The 18,615-nt window shown below is 29.6% G+C and carries 16 protein-coding genes, 1 tRNA gene and 1 pseudogene; 7 read left to right on the top strand and 11 right to left on the bottom strand.

Annotation, left to right across the window (positions count from 1 at the left end; all coding sequences use genetic code 11):
• The first annotated feature begins 113 nt into the window (after window positions 1-113).
• The 5 genes from tolA to nadA are packed head-to-tail and all read left to right on the top strand — an operon-like array spanning window position 114 to window position 4,306.
• Window positions 114-464 carry a cell envelope integrity protein TolA gene (gene tolA / locus O1U_RS00005; RefSeq protein ID WP_016503364.1) on the top strand — a complete coding sequence of 117 codons (351 nt, stop codon included), beginning with the start codon at window positions 114-116 and terminating at the stop codon, window positions 462-464.
• The gene (gene tolB / locus O1U_RS00010; protein WP_016503365.1) at window positions 461-1,834 is read left to right on the top strand and encodes a Tol-Pal system beta propeller repeat protein TolB; all 1,374 of its coding nucleotides are present in this window, start codon (window positions 461-463) and stop codon (window positions 1,832-1,834) included. The genes tolA and tolB overlap by 4 nt, the downstream gene beginning before the upstream one ends.
• A 15-nt stretch (window positions 1,835-1,849) precedes the next feature.
• Window positions 1,850-2,416, top strand: coding sequence for a peptidoglycan-associated lipoprotein Pal (gene pal / locus O1U_RS00015; protein WP_016503366.1), 567 nt, complete (start codon window positions 1,850-1,852; stop codon window positions 2,414-2,416).
• A 22-nt stretch (window positions 2,417-2,438) separates the two neighbouring features.
• Window positions 2,439-3,218 (top strand): tol-pal system protein YbgF, encoded by a 780-nt coding sequence (gene ybgF / locus O1U_RS00020; RefSeq protein ID WP_016503367.1) that lies wholly within the window; start codon window positions 2,439-2,441, stop codon window positions 3,216-3,218.
• A gap of 47 nt (window positions 3,219-3,265) precedes the next feature.
• Entirely contained in the window at window positions 3,266-4,306 is a 1,041-nt protein-coding gene (nadA, locus tag O1U_RS00025; protein ID WP_016503368.1) for a quinolinate synthase NadA, read from the top strand.
• A gap of 10 nt (window positions 4,307-4,316) precedes the next feature.
• Here nadA and O1U_RS04965 read toward each other — a convergent pair whose 3' ends face one another.
• The 4 genes from O1U_RS04965 to O1U_RS00040 all read right to left on the bottom strand — a co-directional run bounded on the left by O1U_RS04965 (window position 4,317) and on the right by O1U_RS00040 (window position 7,610).
• A complete protein-coding gene (locus O1U_RS04965; RefSeq protein WP_420887241.1) occupies window positions 4,317-4,727 on the bottom strand; it encodes an EAL domain-containing protein in 411 nt (136 codons plus the stop codon).
• Entirely contained in the window at window positions 4,673-6,775 is a 2,103-nt protein-coding gene (locus O1U_RS00030) for a bifunctional diguanylate cyclase/phosphodiesterase (RefSeq protein ID WP_016503369.1), read from the bottom strand. The genes O1U_RS04965 and O1U_RS00030 overlap by 55 nt, the downstream gene beginning before the upstream one ends.
• Window positions 6,776-6,907: 132 nt before the next feature.
• Window positions 6,908-7,001 (bottom strand) — tRNA-Ser (locus O1U_RS00035).
• 48 nt (window positions 7,002-7,049) lie between these two features.
• Window positions 7,050-7,610: a hypothetical protein gene (locus O1U_RS00040; RefSeq protein ID WP_034411443.1), complete on the bottom strand. Its 561-nt coding sequence runs from the start codon at window positions 7,608-7,610 to the stop codon at window positions 7,050-7,052.
• A 196-nt stretch (window positions 7,611-7,806) separates the two neighbouring features.
• Here O1U_RS00040 and serC point away from each other — a divergent pair, with 196 nt between their 5' ends.
• Window positions 7,807-8,904, top strand: coding sequence for a 3-phosphoserine/phosphohydroxythreonine transaminase (serC, locus tag O1U_RS00045; protein WP_016503371.1), 1,098 nt, complete (start codon window positions 7,807-7,809; stop codon window positions 8,902-8,904).
• 61 nt (window positions 8,905-8,965) lie between these two features.
• On the opposite strand, the gene gspS2 is transcribed toward serC, so the two are convergent.
• Both gspS2 and O1U_RS00055 read right to left on the bottom strand, forming a co-directional pair.
• Window positions 8,966-9,277, bottom strand: a complete 312-nt coding sequence (gene gspS2, locus O1U_RS00050; RefSeq protein ID WP_081697372.1) for a type II secretion system pilot lipoprotein GspS-beta — start codon at window positions 9,275-9,277, stop codon at window positions 8,966-8,968.
• 239 nt (window positions 9,278-9,516) lie between these two features.
• On the bottom strand, window positions 9,517-10,047 hold the full coding sequence (locus tag O1U_RS00055; protein ID WP_016503373.1) for a septation protein A: 531 nt from the start codon (window positions 10,045-10,047) through the stop codon (window positions 9,517-9,519).
• 256 nt (window positions 10,048-10,303) lie between these two features.
• Between O1U_RS00055 and rluB the strand changes: the two are divergent.
• A pseudogene (gene rluB, locus O1U_RS00060) lies at window positions 10,304-11,047 on the top strand (23S rRNA pseudouridine(2605) synthase RluB); the annotation flags it as partial.
• 10 nt (window positions 11,048-11,057) lie between these two features.
• Here rluB and cydC read toward each other — a convergent pair.
• The 5 genes from cydC to asnS form a co-directional block, all read right to left on the bottom strand.
• Entirely contained in the window at window positions 11,058-12,761 is a 1,704-nt protein-coding gene (gene cydC, locus O1U_RS00065) for a heme ABC transporter ATP-binding protein/permease CydC (RefSeq protein WP_016503375.1), read from the bottom strand.
• Window positions 12,754-14,520, bottom strand: a complete 1,767-nt coding sequence (cydD, locus tag O1U_RS00070; protein WP_016503376.1) for a heme ABC transporter permease/ATP-binding protein CydD — start codon at window positions 14,518-14,520, stop codon at window positions 12,754-12,756. Before cydD ends, cydC begins: the two co-directional genes overlap by 8 nt.
• A gap of 143 nt (window positions 14,521-14,663) precedes the next feature.
• Window positions 14,664-15,638 (bottom strand): thioredoxin-disulfide reductase, encoded by a 975-nt coding sequence (trxB, locus tag O1U_RS00075; protein ID WP_016503377.1) that lies wholly within the window; start codon window positions 15,636-15,638, stop codon window positions 14,664-14,666.
• A gap of 120 nt (window positions 15,639-15,758) precedes the next feature.
• Complete coding sequence (locus O1U_RS00080; RefSeq protein WP_034411439.1) at window positions 15,759-16,949, bottom strand: amino acid aminotransferase; 1,191 nt, start codon at window positions 16,947-16,949, stop codon at window positions 15,759-15,761.
• A 115-nt stretch (window positions 16,950-17,064) separates the two neighbouring features.
• Entirely contained in the window at window positions 17,065-18,465 is a 1,401-nt protein-coding gene (gene asnS, locus O1U_RS00085) for an asparagine--tRNA ligase (protein WP_016503379.1), read from the bottom strand.
• Window positions 18,466-18,615: the final 150 nt, after the last annotated feature.

The raw sequence follows: 18,615 nt of genomic DNA on the forward strand, positions 1-18,615 counted from the left end.
AAAAGCAAAAAGGCTAGCTGAACAACAAGAAGCAAAAGACTAGCTGAACAACAAGAAGTAAAAAGGCTAGCTGAACAACAAGAAGTAAAAGGCTAGCTGAACAACAAGAAGCATTGGATGATATTTTTATAAAACTCGAAGAAGAGTTTGATAATTATGAATTAAGTCGTGATCAGTATATTGCTGATGAAATCCATCGTTATAGTTTAATTTATAAGCATTTGATTCAAAAAAATTTTATAAAAGAAGACAGTTTTAATGGTAAGTATTGTCAAATTAATTTGAATTTAATACCTGCCAATTCTTTAGGTATACTTGGTGATGCTCGTGTTATTAGTGGTGATGATAAATTATGTGATGCGGCAAAACGTGCAGTACTTAAGGTGGGTATTTTCCCTTTACCAGATGCTGAATATGATGTTATTGAAAAACTAAAGGATATTAATTTAACAGTGGTACCATGAAATTATTTTTGTTAAAGATACTAGGATGTTTTTTTTTACTTCTGCTTATTCCTATTGAGTCAACTAATAGTGCTTTAGAACTTATTATTACTGATGGTATTAATAAAGCTCGTCCAGTAGCAATATTACCTTTAAATTGGACAGGTTCTAGCAAATTGCCACAAGATGTTTCTTCTATAATCACTGCAGATTTACAGAATAGTGGTAAATTTAATCCTATTCCAATTCCCAAAATATTAAAAATTCCAGATTTTGAATCAGATATGGATTTTGATATATGGGTTAACTTAGGTGTTGAAGTGGTATTTTTTGGTTCTATATTAGAAAATCAAGATGGAAATTATATAATTAAATATCAATTAGTTGATATTGCTCGTGCTAAATTTAATAAGGAAAAAAAAGATATTTTAGGTTTTGATATAAGGTCTATATTTAATAAAAATCATCTATTATTAAGCACACGTGCTATTGTTCCTGCAAATCAATTAAGAAAGTACGCACACCGAATTTCTGATCTTATATATGAATCGTTAACAGGAGAAAAAGGTGCATTTGTTACTAAGATTGCTTACATAGTTGTAGAAAATGAAGGACTTTACCCTTATCAATTACGAATAGCTGATTATGATGGTCATAATGAAAGATTATTGTTAAGTTCTAAGCAACCTTTAATGTCACCTGCTTGGTCTCCAAATGCAAAAAAAATAGCATATGTTAGTTTCCAAAATGGAAAATCTGGAATTTTTATCATAGATATTTATACTGGTGAACATTACCAAGTGACTGCATACCCTCGTCATAATGGTGCCCCAAAATTTTCTCCAGATGGTACTAAATTAGCGTTAGTTTTATCGAAAACAGGTAGGTTACAAATTTACACATTAGATCTAAAACTTAATGAATTAACTCAGATTACAAGAGGTAGTTCAAATAATACGGAACCTTTTTGGCATCCTAATGGAAATTCATTAATATTTACTTCTGATCGGGGTGGTAAACCTCAAATTTATCAAGTAAATTTAACAAATGATAAAATCAATCGTTTAACTTGGCGGGGAATTAAAAATTTAAGTGGCCAAATTACTTCTGATGGTAAATTTCTAGTGATGGTCTCTCAAATTGGTAATTCTGGTTTTAATTTAGCTAAGCAAGATTTAGAGAGTGGGGTCGTGCAAATTCTTACAAACACTTTTCTTGATGAGTCACCGAGTATTTCTCCTAATGGTAATATGATTATTTATAGTTCTATCTATAATGAAAGTAATGCACTTTCTATAGTATCAATGGATGGACGTTTTACAGCTAGACTACCAAAAAGAAAGCAACGTGTTAAGTCACCTGCTTGGTCTCCTTTTTCACATAACAATTAATTAAGGAAATATAATATGCAATTTAATAAAGTTCTTAAATGGGTACTATTCTTTTTTCCTATGTTGATTTTGACAGCGTGCAGTTCATCAATGCATAGTGATGATAATTCTAGTACTAGTACTAGTACACTGAAAAGTCATGAACAGCATAAAGTAATTTCAGAGTTAGATAATTCTTCAGATAAAATTATTTCAACAATGGATGAAAATGAATACGATCTTTTTCAAGAAAAAACACTTAAAGAGAAATTTATTCATGAGAATAAAATGATTCATTTTGCATTTGATGATGCTTTTATATCAGAAGATTATCAAAAAATCTTAGAAAATCATGCAATTTATCTAAGACAAAATATGAATATAAAAATCCTTATAGAAGGTCATGCTGATGAACGTGGTACTCCAGAGTATAATATTGCTTTAGGTGAGCGTCGTGCGCAGTCTGTAGCAGATTATTTACAAGTATTAGGAGTTCAGGAAAATCAAGTATCTATTATTAGCTATGGTGAAGAAAAACCTGTTCTATTAGGTCATACAGAAGAGGCGTATGCTAAAAATAGGCGTGCTGTTTTAGTTTACTAATGGATAATGGAAAAGTATTTTAATGTTTAGTACTTTAAAAAGTTTACTCATTGTTTTTGTCTTACTTTTTTGTACAATGCCTTTGTCTTTTTCTGAGCAAATTCCGGTATTAGATTTGAATAATTATCATAGTTATTCAGATAATGACAGTTCAGTAGAATATAAAATTCAACATTTAGAAAAAATATTTTCTAGCCGCCATAAGATGCATTTGAAAATGCAGCAGAAAATTAATTCTATGTCATTAGAAATTAGTGAACTTCGTGGTCAATTAGAAAAAAATAATTATGAAATAAATAAAATTCTTGAACGCAATAAGGATTTATTTATTTATCTAAGTGAAATTCATACTAAAGTAAAAAAAACTGAGGAAGATATCAAATTTAAAAATAATATATCTAGTTCTTTTGATAGATACTCTTCTAGCATTTATGAAAAACAAGAAAAAATAGATTATCAATATGCATTAGATTTAATCTTAAAAAGGAAAAATTATTCTGCTGCGATTGCTGCATTTGAACAGTTTCAAAAAAAACATCCAGATTCAGGTTTGTTAGTGAATGTGCACTATTGGTTGGGTCAAATTTATTTTGCTATGAGGGAAGATGAGAAAGCTATAGAAAATTTTTCTATTGTAATAGAACATAAGGATTCTCATAAACGCGCAGATGCATTAGTCAAGTTAGGTGATATTTCTAAACGAAATAATCAAATAGCGATAGCAAAAAATTATTACTACCAGGTACAAAATGAATATCCAGATAGTTCTTCAGCTTATCTTATCAAAAAGAATATAGAATAAATTTGTAATAATGACATTATATTTTGTAGTTTTGTAGAGTGAAAATGATGAACTATATAGAAAGTACTCTGAGGAAATTTTATTCATTTCCTAAAAAAACAAGTACTTTAACCAATCCAGAAAAGCGTCGTTATCTTGCTGATATTAAAAGGTTATTAAAAGAAAAAGATGCTGTTTTAATATCACATTATTACGTTGATGCTGAAATTCAAGCTTTAGCAGAAGAAACTGGAGGTTTTGTTGGAGATTCTCTTGAAATGGCAAAGTTTGGTAATCTTCATTCAGCAAGTACATTGGTGATAACTGGCGTTCGTTTTATGGGGGAATCTGCTAAAATATTAAATCCAGAAAAGCGAATTTTAATGCCTGCTCTTGATGCTGAGTGTTCTTTAGATCTAAGTTGTCCTGCAGAGAAATTTACTAAGTTTTGTGATTCCTATCCAGATCATACAGTTGTAGTGTATGCTAATACTTCAGTTGGAGTCAAAGCTCGCGCTGATTGGGTTGTGACATCTAGTGTTGCTTTAGAGGTTGTTGAGTATTTATCATCTAAAGATGAAAAAATCATTTGGGGGCCTGATCGTCATTTAGGTTCCTACATTATAAATAAGACAGGTATAGAAATGAAACTTTGGCAAGGAGAATGCATTGTACATGATGAATTTTCTGCAGATGTTTTAAAAAAAATAAAGTTTCTATATCCTCATGCTGCTATTTTAGTTCATCCTGAAGCTCCTTCTAGTGTCGTTAAATTAGCAGATGCTGTTGGTTCAACAAGTCAATTAATTAAGATAGCTAAAAAACTACCACAGAATCAAATTATTGTTGCAACAGATAAAGGCATTTTTTTTAAAATGCAGCAATTAGTCCCAGAAAAAGAGCTTATTTCAGCTTTAGATATGAATTCAGGAGCAACATGTCGTACTTGTGCGCGTTGTCCTTGGATGGCAATGAATGGACTAAAAGAAATTAAACATGCACTTTGTCATGAACAACGTCACGAAATTTTTATTAATGAAGAATTGAGAATTAAATCCTTAATTCCATTGAATCGTATGTTGCGTTTTGTAGAAAAGTTAGATATATAAGCAAATTACTTTATGTATTTTTTTTGTATTTTTGAGAAAATTCTTGAAAAGTTAGTGGTATTTCATAATAATAACCTTGCAATAGATGACATTCATTTTCTTTAAGCCATAAACTTTGTTCATATGTTTCCACCCCTTCTGCTACGACAATTAAATTTGAGACATTTGCTACAGCTAAAATAGATTTGATTACGCTTTCTATCTGTTTATCTTGGTGTATTGCCTTGATAAAAGTTCTATCTATCTTAATTTCAGTAATGGGTAGCTGACTTAAATAACTTAAAGAGCAATATCCTGTTCCAAAATCATCTAAAGAAAGTCCAAATCCGTAATTTTTTAGTTCATCTAAAATTGGCTTTGCTTGAGTTATATCCTTAATAAGGACATTTTCAGTGATTTCAATTGTAATATTTTTTTGGATATGCCAAACTGTTCTGCTAGATTTTTTAACTTCAAAGGAAAATTTGGTTCTAAAAGCTGAATTGGTGATACATTTATAGATAAACCAATGGATTGATTATAATTTAAATAAAATCGATGAATATCTAAACAAGATTGAGCGAATACATAATCTCCAATAGAAGAGATAAGACCTTTAGTTTCAGCTATAGGAATAAATTGCTCTGCTGGTATCAAACCAAGTTTATTATTATTCCAACGACATAATGCTTCAACTGCTTTTAATTGACCAGTTGCACTATCAATTTGAGGTTGGTATACAACATTTATTTCGTTATTTTGAAGTGCTGAAGTTAATTCATCTTCTAATAAAAATTGATATTGTACTTGTTGATTAATATCATCATTATAGAATAATGCAGTCCCTTTACATTTCTCTTTAGTTCTATATAGCACGATATCTGATTTGCTAATTAACTCTTGTTCATTAGAGCCATCTTTAGGATACGTAGCTATTCCTATGCTACTTGATACTTTCATTTGTACTCCATTTAATATAATTGATTCATTAAATAAAGATAATAGTTTATCTGATTTACTTTTTATTTCATGCTCATTTTTTACTAATGAAAAACAAACAATAAATTCATCACCACCAAATCTTGCAACTATATCGTTTTTTCCAGTAATAGCTTTAATTTTTCTGCTAATAAGTTTTATAAATTCATCACCAACTTTATGTCCATACTGATCATTGATTTTTTTAAAATTGTCAATATCAACAAACATTACTGATAACATGGTTTTTGTTGAGTCACATAGTGCAATAGCTCGTTCAATTTCATAGCTTAATTTTACACGATTGGCTAATCCTGTTAGAGAATCATGATGAGCTAAATATTCTAGTTGATGCTGGCTTTGTTTTAATCTAGCAAAGCTATCTTGTATTTTATGTTGAAAATCATAGAAACGTCGGTTGATGTAATTGCCAATCCAAAGAGAAATTAAAGAAAGAACTAAAGCAAATATAGTGCAAGCAATTAAAATTTTATATAAGGTTCCTTTACCTTCAGCTATTAAATTTGTTTCTTTATCAATTAAATAAGAATCAATTTTTGATAAAGGAAAAGAATTTACTAAAAACCATCCCCATTGAGAGAAATTATGAATATAATAAATTTCAGATTTATCTGATTTCATTTTCTGAATTTCAAAAAATTCACCTTGATTTTCTGGAATTTGTTGATATTGTGACAAATCTGCATATCGCCATTTTTTTCCAATTAGATTTTGTTTAAAATAAGATAAAATATTAGCATTATTATTTAGTACCATGATAAAACTATCGTCTTCAAAAGAGTAATTAGATAGCCAATTAAGAAGATTGTTTTTGATAGAATTCTCAACATCAGAAACATATTCTCCAGTACCAATGAACCAATTATATGGTTCAAAATATTTACCAAAACCAATTTTTTCAAATTCTTTATTATCATGACCTGGTTTTTTAAACCACCAACGATAAAATGCTTGGTTATTTTTTGATTTTTTTATTAGTTCAATATGTTCTTTTAGAATTGGAGTACCATGAATATCTTTTAATTCTATTTGTGATTTCCCTTCCATTCTTGGTATTAATGGATGTAGTACACTGACTCCATCCATGGTAAATATAAAAAAATACCCTCTTTTTTCGTTAAAACGAATTGATGATAGTGCATCATAAATATTTTTTGAGATGATATGCTTTGTTTGGTTCTTATTATTTATATATATATTAGTAGCTATTTGGTGTGCTTCTAAAACGCGAGAGTGGATATTTTGTTTCAATATTTGTACGGTTTGTTTTTGTTCATATTCAATTTTGTCAACGATCGCATCTACTTTTTGTTTAATTGCTAGTTTTCGGCTTAATATATAATCACTTCTTAACTCAGTAACTAAGTCATGAGTATTTTTTTGATTGTTATGTACTAATATAGTGACTAAAACAGAGATAAAAACACTTACTATGAAAAGAGGGGAATAACGAACCAACTTAATAAGTTTTTTATCAGTGAATACGTCCATTCTCTTTAAAATTCATTTATAAAAGTGCTTCTCAATTACAGCTATTTATAATAGTATAGCAGGTCAATTTTTTTTTTTCAAGTTCGTTACAAAATAGTATAGATAAAAAATATTTTACTTGATTTTATATATTGGCGGTGAGTGAGAGATTTGAACTCTCGGTGCAGATTTAACTCCACACACACGCTTTCCAAGCGTGCTCCTTAAACCACTCGGACAACTCACCATTATTTATGGTAGAAAAATTCTATTAAGGAATTGTTGGATGATATATTTAAAATTTAAATCTACTTGTCATCATAATTTGTTTACTATACATATCATTAATAATAGCTTCGATTCCTAAGGAAAATAGTTCTGTAGAATGAAATCTAGCATAAATTGAAGCTAATGCACCATTTTGATCATCAATAATGGAAATATAGCCGAGTTTAGCTCCAATTTCTAATTGAGGGCTAAACCATTGCCTAGCAGATATATTTGCCTCCATGCCTGTTCTTGTTGAAGGGAAATCGCTTCTATCTCGAATATGGAATAACATTTCCCCGAAAAAATCTAACCAATTATTTAATGGAGTATGGAAGCCTGCTCCCATAGCAAGATCATGATTCTTTTTAAGCTTAGTATCAATCCTAGCAATAGCATAAGCATTAGGATGAATAGATTTAGATATTCCTAAACCAAAAGTGATTGGAATCATACCTAATCTAGATTCAATATAATCATAATTAAAATTACTTGTAGACAAAGTATTACTGTTATTTAATTTTTCTTGTGAAAAAATTTTAGATACACTAAATAGTAAAAGAGTGATAAAAATAATTATTTTATTCATAATCAAGAGTAAACCTATATTCCCTGATTGTTTTATATAAATTATACTATTTTATTTATTAGATTTATATTAATGAGAAAAAAAATCGCAGTTATAATTCATTTTTCTTCATAATAAAAATGAATTAGTAATATGATTAGTGTAGTTCAAAAAGTTAAAATTTATGGAATGCCAATTCCATTTGGAATTAAAAGTAATGAAAATAACCTCAGATAAGATATTTAACTTCAGCTCAGGTCCATCTTCTTTGCCTAAAGAAACAATGAAACAAGCTCAAGCTGAGTTTATGAATTGGAATAATCTTGGTATATCAATTATGGAAATTAATCATCGTAATAATTTATTTCTTCAAGTAGCAGAGGAAGCAGAGCAATTACTTCGAGACTTGTTAAATATTCCTGATACTTACAAAGTATTATTTTCTCAAGGTGGAGCTCGTACCCAATTTTCAGCGGTTCCTTTAAATTTATTAGGTAAAAGGAAAAAGAAAGCAACTTATATTGATACTGGTTATTGGTCAAGAAGTGCTTTAGAAGAAGCTAAAAAGTATTGTGAAATCGATTGCTTTAAAGCAAGGATAAAGAAAGACAATAAAATTGCAATTATTTTTGCAGATGAATGGAATATTGATCAGGAATCTGCCTATGTTCATTTCTGCCCTAATGAAACTGTAGATGGTATTGAAATTAATGACCTTCCTTTAACTGATAAGCCTATTATTGCTGACATGTCTTCAACTATTTTATCTAGAGGAATTGATATTTCTAAATATGGTATTATTTATGCTGGAGCTCAGAAGAATATTGGTCCTTCAGGTATTTGTATTTCAATTGTGCGTGATGATTTATTAGATTCTGCAAGTTCCCTTCTTCCTAGCACGTTAAATTATAGAATTTTAGCTGAAAATAAATCAATATTTAATACTCCACCAACATTTTCTTGGTATTTATCTGGTTTAGTATTTAAATGGCTAAAAAAACTGGGAGGTCTTAAAGTAATTGAGAAATATAATCGTAAAAAAGCTGCTATTCTTTATGATTGTATTGATAAATCTATGCTATATAAAAATACTATACATGTTAGTAACCGTTCGTTAATGAATGTGCCTTTTCAATTGGTAAGGCCAGAACTCAATATTAGGTTTTTACAACAGGCTAAACTTGCTGGGTTATTGGAACTTAAAGGACACCGCTCAGTGGGTGGTATGCGTGCTTCTATTTATAATGCTATGCCAATTGAAGGTGTTCAAGCACTTATAGCTTTTATGGAAAAGTTTGAACAAGAAAATTATTAATATAGTCTATTGATGGTTCTAATAATCCTTTATTTTTATTACATATGGTAAATTATATGTTCTATTCATTGCATATAGTTTTATTAATATATTGTTCTTTTATTAGTTGTCCATCATCATTGTTTATAATGATTCTATATCGAATACCAATATTAAGATTACTTCTGATTTGTTCACTATTACAGTAGTTTTTAATAATTATTGGCATAAGTTGATCAATAAATTGATTAGAATTTAGCAACTTGCTATTATAAATCATCATTATTTCAATAGTTGTTTTTTCTGATTTAGCGTAACTAATCGATAACGGTCCATATTTCAAAGGTAATACAGAATTTAGCAAAATAGCTTGTCTATCAGTCAAAAACTTAATGTTTCCTTTTTTTTATGGTAGTATTTAAATTTGATGCACATCCAAATAATATAGTTAGAGCGATGAAAAGGGGTAACATGTATCTATTTTGTTTCTTGTAGGAATTATGTAGTTTCATTCTATCAGTTTCTTTTAATTTTTAACTATAAATTAACACTCGTAACATTTTATCAATATATTATATTTCTAAAAAATGTTAAATAATGTTAATTAAAAGATTGAATAAATTATAATAATAGTTATCCTTTTCCACTTTCTAAATTTTTATAAATATAGATGCTTGTAAGTAACATACAGATTAATGTTCCAGCTAAAAGACCAAATACTTTAAAATTTACCCAAATATTAAGAGAATAATTATATGCAATATAGATGTTGAGAATAGCAGAGGATAAGAAAAAAGATACCCATCCCCAATTTAGTTTATTCCAAGCATAATCTGGTAGTGTAAATTCTTTTTCTAACATGCTTTTTATTACAGACTGACCCAGTATATGTGTTACGGTAAGATAAATAGAAAGTATTAGATATATAGCTGTAACTTTCCATTTGATAAAATTAGCATCTCGCAAAAAAAATGTCATGCTGCCAAATATTATTATCAGAATAACAGTTATTATCTCGATTTTTTCTAAATTGCCTAATATATAGGTTAAAATTAGTTGAATAGTAGAAGAGATCACAAGAGCGGCTGTTGCTATGTAAATATCATAAATTTGGTATAGCAAAAAAAAAGTTGCTAAAGGAATAAACTTAATAATTTGGTTCATTTTTTTGTTGTTTAACCTAAAAACAGTTGTATTATTAATAAATCAGTCATTGAATTAAACGTTAATAACTGATTAAGATAAAGGATAATAATTTAAGTAGTTTAACTAAAATTAGCAATATAAGAAAGAAATATTAATAGTTAGATAACTGTACCTTTATTTCTATATATACTCTAAATTTTACTACTTATTTTTTTTTTAGCAATTTTTTTTATTATTTCGTAATAGTATATATAAATGCATTAATAGAATAGGAATGAGTGAAAAATTACAAAAAATCTTAGCCAGATCAGGCTATGGTTCTCGTCGACAATTAGAATTTTTGATTAAAAATGGTCGGATAAGTGTTAACGGTTCAATAGCAAAACTAGGGCAACGTATCTCTTTGAAAGATATTAGCAAACTTAAAATTATTATTGATGATTTTATTGTTCCATTAAAATGTTTGAATAAAATCTCTTATCGAGTTATTGCTTATCATAAATTAGAAGGTGAGCTTTGTACTCAGCGTATCTCTAAAGATTATTTAACTGTGTTTGAGCATTTACCTAAAATATTAAATTCTCGTTGGATATCTATCGGTCGGTTAGATGTTAATACATCTGGATTACTACTTTTTACCAATGATGGTGAATTAGCAAATCGGTTAATGCATCCATTTTATCATATTGATCGAGAGTATTTAGTACGTGTATTTGGAAAATTAAATGAAAAAAAAGTAAAAAAATTAACTTCTGGTGTAGAACTTGAAGATGGTATAGCACGTTTTGAAGATGTGAAGTATTCCGGTGGACGAGGAATAAATAAAACATTCTATGTGGTAATAAATGAAGGCAGAAATAGAATAGTGCGTCGATTATGGAACTCTCAAGGTGTGATGGTAAATCGTCTTAAACGTGTTCGATACGGACCTATTTATTTAGATAAAAAGCTATTACCTGGAAATTGGCAGGAAGTTGAATCAAAGAAAGTTAATGAACTACGTTCACTTGTTAAACTTTAATCTATATTTAAGAATATTTATTTTTTAATAGAGATGATCGAGAATGATATTTAGTGATTTTACCTTCCTCAATTAAAAAAACAGAGTCCATTTTATCTAGTTTAATTAACCGATGAGTAATGATAATTACAGTTTTTAGCTTAAAGTGGTATTCTAATTTTTTCATAACTTTTTTTTCTGTTTTCTTGTCTAATCCTTCAGTTGGTTCATCTAAGATTAGGATAGGAGCATCGTGTAGTATTGATCTTATAATATCAATACGCCGTTTCTCACCACCTGATAGATCATATCCACCATTGCCCAGCCAAGTATCTAATCCTTTATCTTCTAATAAATGTTCAAGAAAAAAATCATTCAGTATTTGTAGTAATTTATGATCCTCTATATTTGGAGAAGCTATCCTTAAGTTATCTCTTAGTGTAGCGTTTAGTATATGTACACGTTGACTAACAACACTAATCGTTTTTCTTAGTTGACTTTCATTCCATAATGCTAATGGTTGATTTGCAATAGATATTATACCTTTTTGAGGAATCCAGTAATGGAAAAGCAATTGCAATAAAGTTGATTTCCCTGAACCAGTTTTACCAATAATAGCAATTTTTTGTTGGTCCTCGATATTTAAATTAATATTTTTTAGAACTTGATGATTACTGTTTGGATATTGGAAATACACATTTTTAAATTGAATAGAATAGTGACCACTATGTTTAGTCATGTGATTCATAAATTTAATTTTTGGTTCATCTGAAATTATTTCATTGACTCGTCTAGCAGATGTAATGGTTTGACCTAAAAAGTGAAATGCTCCAGAGATTGGTATTAAAAGTTCAAAACTTGCTATCGAAGAAAATATTATTATAGAATAAACTGGATCTAAAAATAAAATTTGTTCTTGATTGATTAAAACCCATACTATTAGTAGTAAAGTCAATCCGCTAGTTAATATCAATGCTCCATGTGCTATACCAGAAAAATTAGCATTATTGAATTGTTTTAAAGAAAGATTTTTTTGCGTATAAAGAATTGTATTGCGATATTTCTTTTCTGCTCCAAAGAGTGTGAGTTCAGAATAAGCTTGTAACCAATCCAAAGTGATTATTCTTAATTTTGTTCTACATTGTGCTAATTCATTTCCGTTTTTTTTACCAAGGTTATAGAAAATAATCGGCCATATTAACAAAAGTAATAATAATATAGTACCAAGGATCAATCCAATTGTTTTGTTAAAAAGAAATAAAAACATGCTCAATATGGTAATACCAAAGATACCAACGATAATTGGATTGATTAAACGTATATAGATATGGTCTATTGCACTAATATCAGCTATTAATCGGTTAAGTAGATCAGCATTGCGTAGATTGTATATATTTCCTGGTATAAGTGGTGAGATTTTTCTAAAAAAGAAAACTCGTAATTCTGTTAATAATTTGAAAGTTACATCATGAGTAATCGTTTTTTCTGTCCATCGTCCAATAGTTCTCAAGACAGATAACAAACGAATTATAGCCATAGGTACTATATAATTAAAAGTTTCATAAGCGATACTCATGCCCAATCCAGAAATTGCTGATATTGTTAAAACCCAACCAGATAATGTTAGTAAACTAATTGATGCAGAAACTGTTATCAATGCGAGTAGTATACCCATTGATAGCCAAAGCCAATGTTTCTTATATAACTTTAAGTAAGGCAATAAATCACGCATTTGTGTTTTTCCTATCAGGAGTAGGATTGGACTGTAGTGTTTCTTCAAATAATTCTGGGATTTTAGATAAAGTTGTAAAATTGCTTTTTTTAATAAGTTTCCCATTTTGTATGACTAATATTTGTTCAATATTTTTTAGTATGTGTAGTTGATGAGTAACTATCAAAGATGTTTTTTTTCTAATTTTTTCCTTTATTTTCTGCATAACTAATTTCTCAGTATTAGCATCAAGGCTAGCAGTAGGTTCATCAAGCAACCAAAAACATCCATTTTTAAACAAAGCACGAGCAAGTGCTATACGCTGTGTTTGACCAACCGAAAGTCGACCAAAGTTCTCCGAAACTTGATAGTTTAAACCACGTTGGTGAACAAATTTACTTAATAAAGAATCTCTTATAGCTTGTTTTAATGCTATATTACTAGGATTATTTTGGCCCAATGTTATATTGTCTCTAATTGTACCATGCAGTAATAATGGATTTTGTCCAACCCAGCTTATTTTTTTATGCCAACTACTTTGGTTAATATCTTTTAATTCAATTCCATTTATTTTTAAACTGCCCTGATATGGTATAAATCCAAGAATAACATTAATTAAAGTAGTTTTACCTGAACCAGTAGGACCAACAAGAGCTGTAGTTTCATTATTTTTAATATCGAATGAAACTGGTCCAATGAGTAGTTTTCCCCCTTTATGGCTATATACTTTTAAGTTGAAGGCCTGAATGTAAATGGTACTTAATTTTTCTAGTTTAATATTTCCTATTTGAGAATTAGTTGTACTTATTTGTTCTAGAAATTCAACAATACTTTCAGCAGCACCAATAGCTTGTTGTCTAGCGTGGTAAAATGTGCCAAGATCACGTAATGGTTGATAAAATTCAGGAGCTAGAATTAAGACAAATAAAGCAGAAAATAGAGTGATTCCTGAACTTGAACTATAGTATCCAAAATTGATTTTATCCATAAAGCTAGAACTAAAGTAAATAGCCGTAATAGCAATACAAATAGCAGCGAAAAATTCTAGAATAGCAGAGGATAGAAAAGCAAGTTTCAATATACTCATTGTTCGAGTTCTAAAATTTTCAGATACTTTTTTTAGTAATTTTTCTTCTTCTTTTGTTCGATCGAATAAGCGAATAGTAGTCATTGCTTGTAATCGGTCATAAAAATGGCCAGATAAACGTTGTAATGCTTTGAAATTTTTTTGATTAGCATTCGCTGCTTTTAGGCCAACTAAAATCATTAAAATAGGTATAAGTAGTGCTGTTAATAAAAACACTAAACCAATAAACCAACTGATTGGAAATACGGCAATTAGGATAATAAAAGGGATGGCAATTGAAAGGGATATTTGCGGTAAGTAACGGGAAAAAAAATCCTGCATATTTTCTACTTGTTCTAATAGTAAAGTTGCCCAAGCACCTACAGGTTTATTTTTAATATAAGCAGGCCCAAGCTCCTGAAACTTATTTAAAATGAGTTTTCTTATATGTATTCGTATTTTTTCACCACAACGAAACCCTGCAACTTCTCTTCCCCAAGTACATATCGCACGTATTAGAATTATGATAAATAGTCCGAATAAATAAGGAATAATAGTTGATTTATCAATTTGTTCAATAAGCAATGTCTTTAAAATATAAGAAATAACAGCTATTTGCACTAATAAAACTAAGCTTGATAATATCCCAAGACCAACAGAGAGTCTTAACCATCCTTTTGCCAGGTTACTTTGAATTTTTAGCCATTTATACAATTCATATTGTTTTTTTTATCCATCACTTAACAACAACTATTATTAAATTCATTTCAGATAGGGCAAATAAAAACCACCCAGAAAAAATAATTGCAATTCTGGGAACTATCATAGACAGATCAACCGATCTAGTTAGGGAGTTATTATATAACTTTAGATTTATTTGATATATTCTCTAGATAGCGCTCAACATCAAGAGCAGCCATGCAACCTGTACCTGCAGAAGTAATAGCTTGACGGTAATGTAAATCTATTACATCCCCAGCAGCAAAAACGCCTTCAATGCTCGTTTGTGTACTATTACCGTTTAACCCAGATTTTACTAAGATATAATCATCTTTCATTGCTAATTGTTTTTTAAAGATCGCAGTATTTGGTTGATGGCCAATGGCTATAAAAATTCCTTCTAGATTGATTTCCTTAGATATACCAGAGTTTATATTTCTTAGGCGTATTCCTGTCACTACTTCATTATTCTTACCAAGAATCTCATCAACTATATGGTTCATATGAAGCACAATATTACCGTTCTCAATTTTTTTTATCAATCGATCAATAAGAATTTTTTCTGCACGAAAAGAATTACGACGATGAACTAAATACACTTTTGAAGCAATTTTAGAGAGATATATTGCTTCTTCTAAAGCAGTGTTTCCACCTCCAATAACTGCTACTTTTTGATTTCGATAGAAGAACCCATCACAAGTTGCACATGCTGATACACCACGCCCTTTAAATATCTCTTCTGATTTCAAACCTAGATATTTGGCTGAAGCTCCTGTTGCTATAATTAAAGAATTACATGTGTATTGAGTATCATTACCTCGTAAATAAAATGGAGATTTTTTTAAATCAACTTTTTGAATATGATCCGATATAATTTCAGTTTCCAAATATTCTACATGTTCCTTCATTCTATTCATTAAGGTTGGACCAGTTAAACCACTAGCATAACCAGGCCAATTTTCAACTTCCATAGTAGTTGTTAGTTGTCCTCCTTCTTGAATTCCTGTAATCAGAACAGGCTTGAGATTTGCCCGAGCAGAATAAATAGCAGCAGTATATCCAGCTGGGCCCGACCCAAGAATTAAAAGATTACAATGTTTAGTTCTATTCATTTTGATTCCGATTGGGTCAGTTTATCCAGTAAATACTAGTTTAATTGTAAACGATATTCATAAATATTTAAAAAGTATTAACAAGTGATATTTTTTTTGTACACTAAAAGTTTAGATATATCACATTACTTTAGCAATACTACTACAAAGTGCTTCTATATTTGATTCCGTTATGCCTGATACATTAATTCGTCCAGGGGGGAGAATATAAACAGCAAATTCCTCTCTTAAACGTCTAATTTGTTTTTGAGATAAATTTAAGTATGAAAACATACCGGTTTGTTTTTGTAAAAAATCAAAATCAGTTTTATTTATTATTGTATTTAAGGTTTTTATAAATAATTTACGCATTTCTTGAATTCTGTTACGCATTTCTTTTAGCTCATTTTTCCATTCTATGCAAAGTGTAGGATTATTAAGGATCATACTAACAATATTACTGCCATGAGCTGGTGGAGTAGAGTAAATACAACGAATAATTCCTTTTATTTGTGAAAATGCTTTATTGGTGATATGTTCTTTCTCCGCTATTAAAGTAAGTGCTCCAATTCGTTCATTATACAGGCTAAAATTTTTAGAAAATGAAGTAGCAACTAAAATTTCTTTGCTATATTTAGTAATAGTTCGAACTCCATAAGCATCTTCTTCAATACCTTTGGAGAAACCTTGATAAGCACAGTCAAATAATGGAATAAGCCCTTTTTCTTCAATGAGTTGAGCTAATATGTTCCATTCCTCTTTAGTAAGATCTGTGCCGGTAGGATTATGTGAGCATACATGTAGCAAAACAATATCACCATGAGAGGCTTTTTCCAGATCCTCTATCATTCCAGTAAAATTTTTATCTTTAATTATTTCATTGTAATAGCTATATTGCTTTATTCTAAGTCCTACACTTGAAAATATAGCATTATGATTAGTCCAAGTAGGATTACTACACCATATTGTATTTCGTTTCAATTTGTGTTTGATAAATTCAGCTGCAATGCGAAGTGCTCCGGTTCCTCCTGGAGTTTGAGCTGTTTTTATGCGATTTTCTTTAATAATTTGAGCGTTTTCACCAAATAATAGTTTTTGTACAGAATAAGCATATTCACTTTTCCCTTCAATTATCAAATAAGATTTAGTTCTTTCTAATTCTAAAATATTTAATTCAGCTTTTTTGACTGTATTAAGAATTGGGGTTTTATTATTTTTATCTTTATATATACCAATAGTGAGATTGATTTTTCTAGAACGAATATCCTTTATAAATTCTTCTGTTAAGCCGAAGATAGGATCAACTGGAGCAGGGGAGACTTTTTCAAACATGATTTTCATCCATACTATACATAGTTAGTTTTAAATAATTTGTTTTTTATATTATGGTATAAAAATAAGAGATTTTTAGCATATATAATTCCTGTAAGAATTAGTTGATTTTAGATTAGAATTTTGCAGATAAAGGTGTGCGTGGAAATGGAATAACATCACGAACATTTTTCACACCAGTAACATAAGATACTAAACGTTCAAAACCAAGACCAAACCCAGAATGAGGAACAGTCCCATAACGGCGAAGATCGCGATACCAATTCATCTGTTCAGGTTTTATACCAATTTTAATCATATTAGCATTTAATATATCTAAACGTTCTTCGCGTTGAGACCCGCCTATAATTTCCCCAATACCAGGAACGAGCAAATCCATTGAAGCTACAGTTTTGTTATCATCATTAAGTCGCATATAGAATGCTTTAATGTTTTTAGGATAATTTTTTACAATTAATGGTGCTCCAAAGTATTTTTCAGTTAGATAACGCTCATGCTCAGAAGAAAGGTCAATTCCCCATTCAACAGAAAAATTAAATTTTTTATTAGAATCTTGTAGAATCTGAACTGCATCAGTATAATCTATTTTTAAAAATTTAGAATCTAGAATCTTTTCTATGCGAGAAATAATTGTTTTATCAGTATTTTGATAAAAAAACTTAAGGTCTTCACTACAATTTTGAAGTACATCTTGAAATATATATTTCAACATTTCTTCAGCAAGGTGAGCAATATCTTGTAGTTCTGCAAATGCTACTTCAGGTTCAACCATCCAAAACTCTGATAAATGGCGACTTGTATTTGAATTTTCAGCTCGAAATGTAGGACCAAACGTATAAACTTTACTCAAAGCACAGGCATATGCCTCAGCATTCAATTGACCTGATACTGTTAGAAATGTCTCCTGTCCAAAGAAATCTTTACTATAATCAACTTTTCCTTGTTTTTTAAAAGATAGATTTTGTATATCTAAAGTCGATACACGAAACATTTCACCAGTGCCTTCTGTATCAGATGAGGTTATCAAAGGTGTAGAAACCCATAAATAACCATTTTTTTGAAAAAAATTGTGAACCGAACAGAATAAAGCATTACGTACACGTGAAACTGCTCCAATTATATTGCTGCGTGGACGAAGATGAGCAATTTCACGAAGATACTCCATAGATTGACGAGTCTTTGCCATTGGGTAAGTTTCAGGTTTTTCAATCCAACCTATTACCTTAAACTCAGTTACAGATAATTCAAAATGTTGACCTTTACCAGGAGATTCAACAATTTCCCCCTTTACTTTAATAGAGCAACCTGACGTTAATTTTAATATTTCACTTTTATAGTTATCAAGAGTGTTAGGAACTACAGCTTGTAAAGAGCTCAAACAAGAACCATCATAAATGGAAATGAAAGAGATACCTGCTTTGGAATCACGGCGTGAACGTACCCAACCAGAAACTGTTGCGAAACTACTTACTGCTAAATTTCCAGTAAGTATATCTATTACCGGTGTCAAATTCATACTATTCCTATTTTACTATTGTTTAACTACTCAATGAAATTGAGTCAGATAATCATCAATTAATTTAAATTTACTTAGTACATACTAGCTTTAAAATTTTTAGCTGCAAGCTTTAATTACTAAGTTTAATAGTTTTTAAGTTAATTCCTT

The sequence above is a fragment of the Candidatus Photodesmus katoptron Akat1 genome (genome assembly GCF_000478685.1).
Lineage (GTDB): Bacteria > Pseudomonadota > Gammaproteobacteria > Enterobacterales > Vibrionaceae > Vibrio > Vibrio anomalopis.

What these genes read in the sequence shown, in the direction of transcription:
- asnS (WP_016503379.1), bottom strand. Translation starts at nt 18,465, where the DNA reads ATGAATTTGACACCGGTAATAGATATACTTACTGGAAATTTAGCAGTA.
- tolB (WP_016503365.1), top strand. Translation starts at nt 461, where the DNA reads ATGAAATTATTTTTGTTAAAGATACTAGGATGTTTTTTTTTACTTCTG.
- cydC (WP_016503375.1), bottom strand. Translation starts at nt 12,761, where the DNA reads ATGCGTGATTTATTGCCTTACTTAAAGTTATATAAGAAACATTGGCTT.
- O1U_RS00040 (WP_034411443.1), bottom strand. Translation starts at nt 7,610, where the DNA reads ATGAATAAAATAATTATTTTTATCACTCTTTTACTATTTAGTGTATCT.
- pal (WP_016503366.1), top strand. Translation starts at nt 1,850, where the DNA reads ATGCAATTTAATAAAGTTCTTAAATGGGTACTATTCTTTTTTCCTATG.
- serC (WP_016503371.1), top strand. Translation starts at nt 7,807, where the DNA reads ATGAAAATAACCTCAGATAAGATATTTAACTTCAGCTCAGGTCCATCT.
- ybgF (WP_016503367.1), top strand. Translation starts at nt 2,439, where the DNA reads ATGTTTAGTACTTTAAAAAGTTTACTCATTGTTTTTGTCTTACTTTTT.
- O1U_RS00055 (WP_016503373.1), bottom strand. Translation starts at nt 10,047, where the DNA reads ATGAACCAAATTATTAAGTTTATTCCTTTAGCAACTTTTTTTTTGCTA.
- O1U_RS00080 (WP_034411439.1), bottom strand. Translation starts at nt 16,949, where the DNA reads ATGTTTGAAAAAGTCTCCCCTGCTCCAGTTGATCCTATCTTCGGCTTA.
- trxB (WP_016503377.1), bottom strand. Translation starts at nt 15,638, where the DNA reads ATGAATAGAACTAAACATTGTAATCTTTTAATTCTTGGGTCGGGCCCA.
- O1U_RS00030 (WP_016503369.1), bottom strand. Translation starts at nt 6,775, where the DNA reads ATGGACGTATTCACTGATAAAAAACTTATTAAGTTGGTTCGTTATTCC.
- nadA (WP_016503368.1), top strand. Translation starts at nt 3,266, where the DNA reads ATGAACTATATAGAAAGTACTCTGAGGAAATTTTATTCATTTCCTAAA.